Source organism: Streptomyces calidiresistens (genome assembly GCF_014141525.1).
GTDB classification, from domain to species: domain Bacteria; phylum Actinomycetota; class Actinomycetes; order Streptomycetales; family Streptomycetaceae; genus Streptomyces; species Streptomyces calidiresistens.
Genome location: NZ_VKHS01000502.1, coordinates 1 through 4,180 on the forward strand (window position 1 = coordinate 1; position 4,180 = coordinate 4,180).

The following is a 4,180-nucleotide window of genomic DNA, read 5'->3' on the forward strand; positions in this document are numbered from 1 at the left end:
CCCCACCGCCCCCGCCTGGCCCGGGCCCCATCCGGGCCCTTTCTCCCGGGAGTGTGCCGGCGGGAAAGGGACCGGACCCGCCGAACGGGTGGTGGTCACCCCTCATCCGCGCGTTCGGATTCGTTCGGTCGAGGGGATCGAGGGCCCGGGGATTCGATGGGGGAGTCCGTCACCCGGCGCGGGTGAGGCGGGTGACGGTGACGCCGTGGGGGAAGGCGGTGCGGTGGGCGACCTCGAAGAGGGTGGGGTCGAAGGCGCCGTCGAGGAGCGGGATCCCGGCGCCGGCGACCACGGGGTAGCTCTTGATCACCAGTTCGTCGATCTCGGGCAGGAGGGTCCCCGCGAGCTTTCCCCCGCCGCAGAGCCAGATGTCCGAGTCGTTGCCCTCCTCCCGCTTGAGTTCGCGGATCAGGCCGATCGGGTCGTCCGGGACGACGGTGACGGCCGGGTCGATGTCGGGTGCGAGCGTGCCGGAGACCACGTACTGCCGCAGGTGGGCGTACGGGCTGGTGATCCCGTGGTCGAGGGCGGGGCGATAGGCGCCGAGGCCCATGACGACGGTGTCGAAACGCCGATGGGGTGTGTCGGCGAGGCCGACGGCGGCGCGGGCGGCGGTGGGGACCGTGTCGGGGTACAGCGTGTTCATCCACGAGGAGTAGGCGGCACCCTGTTCTCCCTCGCCCGGGGGGAAGAAGTCGTACTCCCCGCCGGGGCCGGCGATGCGGCCGTCGAGCGTGGCGGCGACGTAATAGACGAGCTTTCGCATCCTTTGACAACTCCAGTCGTAGTACTCTGATTGAAGTGGCGCGACCGTAGTACTACACGTGGAGTGGTGTCAATGGTGAGGCGGAACGAGCAGCGGCGCACGGCCCTGGTCGACGCGGCGATCGAGGTGCTGGCACGCGAGGGGGCCCGGGGTCTGACCTTCCGGGCGGTGGACGCCGAGGCCGCCGTACCGCCGGGGACCGCCTCCAACTACTTCGCCAACCGCGACGAGCTGCTCACCGGCGCCGGCGCCCGCGTCTACGAGCGGCTGCACCCGGGCGAGGCCGCCCTCGCCCGCCACCGCACCGCCCCCCGCGACCGGGAGACCTACACGGAGCTGATGCGCGAACTCGTCGGCCGCGTCTCCTCCTTCCGCACCGGCTACCTCGCGCTGCTCGAACTCCGCCTGGAGGCCACCCGCCGTCCCGAACTGCGGAGGGTCCTCACCGAACGGGTCCGGGCCGACGTCGACGCCAACATCGCCCACCACGAGGCGTCCGGATTCCCCGGCGACGCCACGACGGTCAAGCTGCTGATGCTCACCCTGAACTGGCTGATCGTCGAACAGCTCACCCTGCCGGAGGTCTTCACGGAGGAGGAGCGGGAAGAACTCGTGGTGGCGGCCGTCCAACGGATCGTGCCGGCCGGGTAGTGGTGGAGCCGGCCGGCCCCCCGGTCGTCAGAGCGCGACGCGGATCGGTCGGGCCTCCCGCCGGCCGTACGCCGTGCCCTGGGCGGCGGCGACCGGGCAGTGGGTGTCCAGGTCCGAGGAGACGTCCTGCTCGTCCGGCTCCCCGCCCTCGCACATGAAGGACGGGAAGAAGCCGTCGCCGTTCCGGTGCTCCGCGACCCCGGGTTCGGGGAAGTCGCCGTCGGGATCCGTCTCCGCGCTCGCCACCCGTGCGATGAACCGATGGTCCATGCCGGTGGTGTATCAGCCCGCGCGGCCGACCGGCCCACCGGTCGGCCGCGCGGGCACGGGACGCTCCCCGTCGGGCGGTGTGGCGCGACTCCCCTCACAGAGCAGGTGGGGTGTGGTGGAGAACCATGCCCCGGGCCCGTGATCGACGGGCTCCCCGGGAGGTGGGAAGCACGTCCCCAGTTCCCTCGCCGCGTTCATCGGGGAGAAGAGGGTCGACTCGATCGCGATCTCGGTCATCGTCCTCCGGTACTCCTCGCTCCCCTCCCCCAACCGCCCCCGAACCCGGTTGGGGAAGTCGGCTCCGATCCCCTCACCGATCTCCTCCTCGTTCGCCGATCCGGAGCACCACATGAGGGCCCGGGGGTCGGGCTTCCATTTCCCCTCCGCCACGTCGGATCGCACCTCCGGGTGTTCGGTGGAGAGGGTGCGGGGGACGGCGGCGGGCCACCGGCTCCTTTCCCCGGTCGTGTGTGTCCTCGGTCGATCCCGCGTCGCGGGGCCCGGGGCCGGGCGGACGCCGACCCCGGGCGCGCGCCGGCGCCCGACCGTCAGCGGCGGGTGGCGAGGACCAGGCGGCAGCGGGGGGAGCCGTCGGGGCGTCGGCCGAGGGCCTCCAGCGCCGGGGCCTCGACGTCGAAGCCGACCCCGCGCAGGTCCGCCAGTACATCCGGGAGCCGGAAGGTGCCGTAGTACATGACGAACGGGGGCCGCCACAGCGCGTTGCGCACCCGCATGGCGGCGTCGAAGCCGCGCAGCAGCCAGAACTCCCGCGAGGTCGGCGGCAGCGGCGCCGCGACGGGGAAGACGAACCGCCCGCCGGGCCGCAGCGCGTCCCGCACCCCGGCGAAGAGGCCCGGCCGCTCGGCGGGCAGGAAGTGCCCGAAGGCGCCGAGCGAGATCGCGATGTCGAAGGCGCCCTTGGGGGTGAACGGCAGGCGGCGGGCGTCGGCCCGCACCCAGTCGATGGGGACGGCGCCGGGGGGCTTGGGCACGATCTCCCGGGCGACCTCCAGCATCCCCGCGCTGAAGTCCACCCCCACCACCCGATCCCGGCACACCCCGCGCAGCATCGTCGTCCCGGCGCCGGTGCCGCAGCACACGTCGAGGCCGGTGCCGAAGGGGCCCAGCCGCCACAGCACGTCGCCGACGGCGTCCACCACCCGGTCCGGCGTGCGGAACGGCGTGTGGTCGAACTTCGGCGCCAGCAGGTCGTACCCGCGCTCGGTGGAGGAGAGCGCCTGCACGGCGAGTTCGCGGAACGTCGGACCCTCGGGGGAGAACACGCCCCCACCGTATCGGGCCGCGCCTCAGCGGATGTCCGCCTCCGGGTGCTCGGCGTCCCAGCGGCGGCGGGAGGCGGCGATGGCCGCGCGGTGGTCGGCGGACCAGTCGGCGAGGCCCTTGAGGAGCAGGGTCAGACCGTGCCCCATGGCGGTGAGCCGGTACTCCACCCGGGGCGGCACGGTCGGATGGACCGTGCGGTGCACCAAACCGTCGCGTTCCAGGCGCCGCAGGGTGAGGGTGAGCATCCGTTGCGAGATGCCGGGGACGGCGCGCAGGAGTTCACGGAAGCGGCGGGTGCCGGCGGCGAGTTCGACGATGACCAGCACCGACCACTTGTCGCCGATGCGGTCCAGCACGTCGCGGATGCCGCAGTCCTCGTGTTCCTCGCCGCAGGAGATGACGGGCTCCCCGGCGGCCCCGGGGGGCGACCCGGGCCGTGGGGTGGTTACCCCGGTGTGCGTCTCCGACACGAAAGTGCCTCCTTCCGTCCCGGGACGAGGTTACCGATGATGAGCTGGTCATGGAGGGGAACCACCGCGAAACGGTGGAGAAGTGGAGAAAAGCCGTGCTGATGGTCACCGGTGTGGGCGGAGGGCTGGGCGGGGTGATCGCCGGGCGGCTGGCGGGACGCGAGGAGGTGATCGCCGGCAGCAGGCACCCGGAGGAGGTGCCGGCGGGCCTTCCGGCGCGCCGGATCGATTTCGACGATCCGGCCTCGTTGCGCGAGGGGTTCGCCGGGGTGCGGACGCTGCTGCTGATCTCGGCCGGGTACGGCGAGGACGACACGGTGATCGCCCGGCACGGCGCCGCCGTGGACGCCGCCGAACGGGCCGGCGTCCGGCACATCGTGTACACCTCGCTCACCGGGGCGGGGGACCACCTGCCGTACGCGCTGCCGCACCGCTGGACCGAGCGCCGGCTGCGGGAGGGCCGGACGGGATGGACGATCCTGCGCAACGGCCTGTACGTCGAACTCCTCGCCGCCCTCGCAGCGCCGGACGGGGAGGGGCGGATCACCCTCCCGCTGGGGGAGGGACGGCTGGCGGCGGTCTCCCGCGAGGAATTGGCCGAGGCCGCGGCCCGGGTGGTGGTCGAGGTGCACGAGGCGGTGGGCGCCCCGGCCGCCCCCGGGACGCGCTCCCCGCACGCGGGGCGGGTGTACGAGTTGGTCGGGCCGGAGGCGATCGGGGGGCGGGAGGTGGCCGACCT

The 4,180-nt window shown here is 73.4% G+C and carries 7 protein-coding genes; 2 read left to right on the plus strand and 5 right to left on the minus strand.

Annotated elements, in window-relative coordinates; all coding sequences use genetic code 11:
- Positions 1-169 precede the first annotated feature (169 nt).
- Complete coding sequence (locus FOE67_RS18475) at positions 170-766, minus strand: dihydrofolate reductase family protein (RefSeq protein WP_182665714.1); 597 nt, start codon at positions 764-766, stop codon at positions 170-172.
- Positions 767-838: 72 nt separating this feature from the next.
- On the opposite strand from FOE67_RS18475, the gene FOE67_RS18480 reads away from it, so the two are divergent.
- Complete coding sequence (locus FOE67_RS18480; protein WP_182665716.1) at positions 839-1,417, plus strand: TetR/AcrR family transcriptional regulator; 579 nt, start codon at positions 839-841, stop codon at positions 1,415-1,417.
- A 27-nt stretch (positions 1,418-1,444) separates the two neighbouring features.
- On the opposite strand, the gene FOE67_RS18485 is transcribed toward FOE67_RS18480, so the two are convergent.
- From FOE67_RS18485 to FOE67_RS18500, 4 genes are all read right to left on the minus strand, one after another.
- Positions 1,445-1,687, minus strand: coding sequence for an Imm10 family immunity protein (locus tag FOE67_RS18485; protein WP_182665718.1), 243 nt, complete (start codon positions 1,685-1,687; stop codon positions 1,445-1,447).
- A gap of 12 nt (positions 1,688-1,699) precedes the next feature.
- Positions 1,700-2,077, minus strand: coding sequence for a hypothetical protein (locus tag FOE67_RS18490; RefSeq protein ID WP_182665720.1), 378 nt, complete (start codon positions 2,075-2,077; stop codon positions 1,700-1,702).
- A gap of 158 nt (positions 2,078-2,235) precedes the next feature.
- Positions 2,236-2,970, minus strand: coding sequence for a class I SAM-dependent methyltransferase (locus tag FOE67_RS18495; protein ID WP_182665722.1), 735 nt, complete (start codon positions 2,968-2,970; stop codon positions 2,236-2,238).
- A gap of 24 nt (positions 2,971-2,994) precedes the next feature.
- Positions 2,995-3,441 (minus strand): winged helix-turn-helix transcriptional regulator, encoded by a 447-nt coding sequence (locus FOE67_RS18500; RefSeq protein WP_182665724.1) that lies wholly within the window; start codon positions 3,439-3,441, stop codon positions 2,995-2,997.
- A gap of 50 nt (positions 3,442-3,491) precedes the next feature.
- Between FOE67_RS18500 and FOE67_RS18505 the strand changes: the two genes are divergently transcribed.
- Positions 3,492-4,180, plus strand: a 689-nt coding sequence (locus FOE67_RS18505) for an NAD(P)H-binding protein (protein WP_194444430.1), incomplete at its 3' end; no start/stop codon positions are given.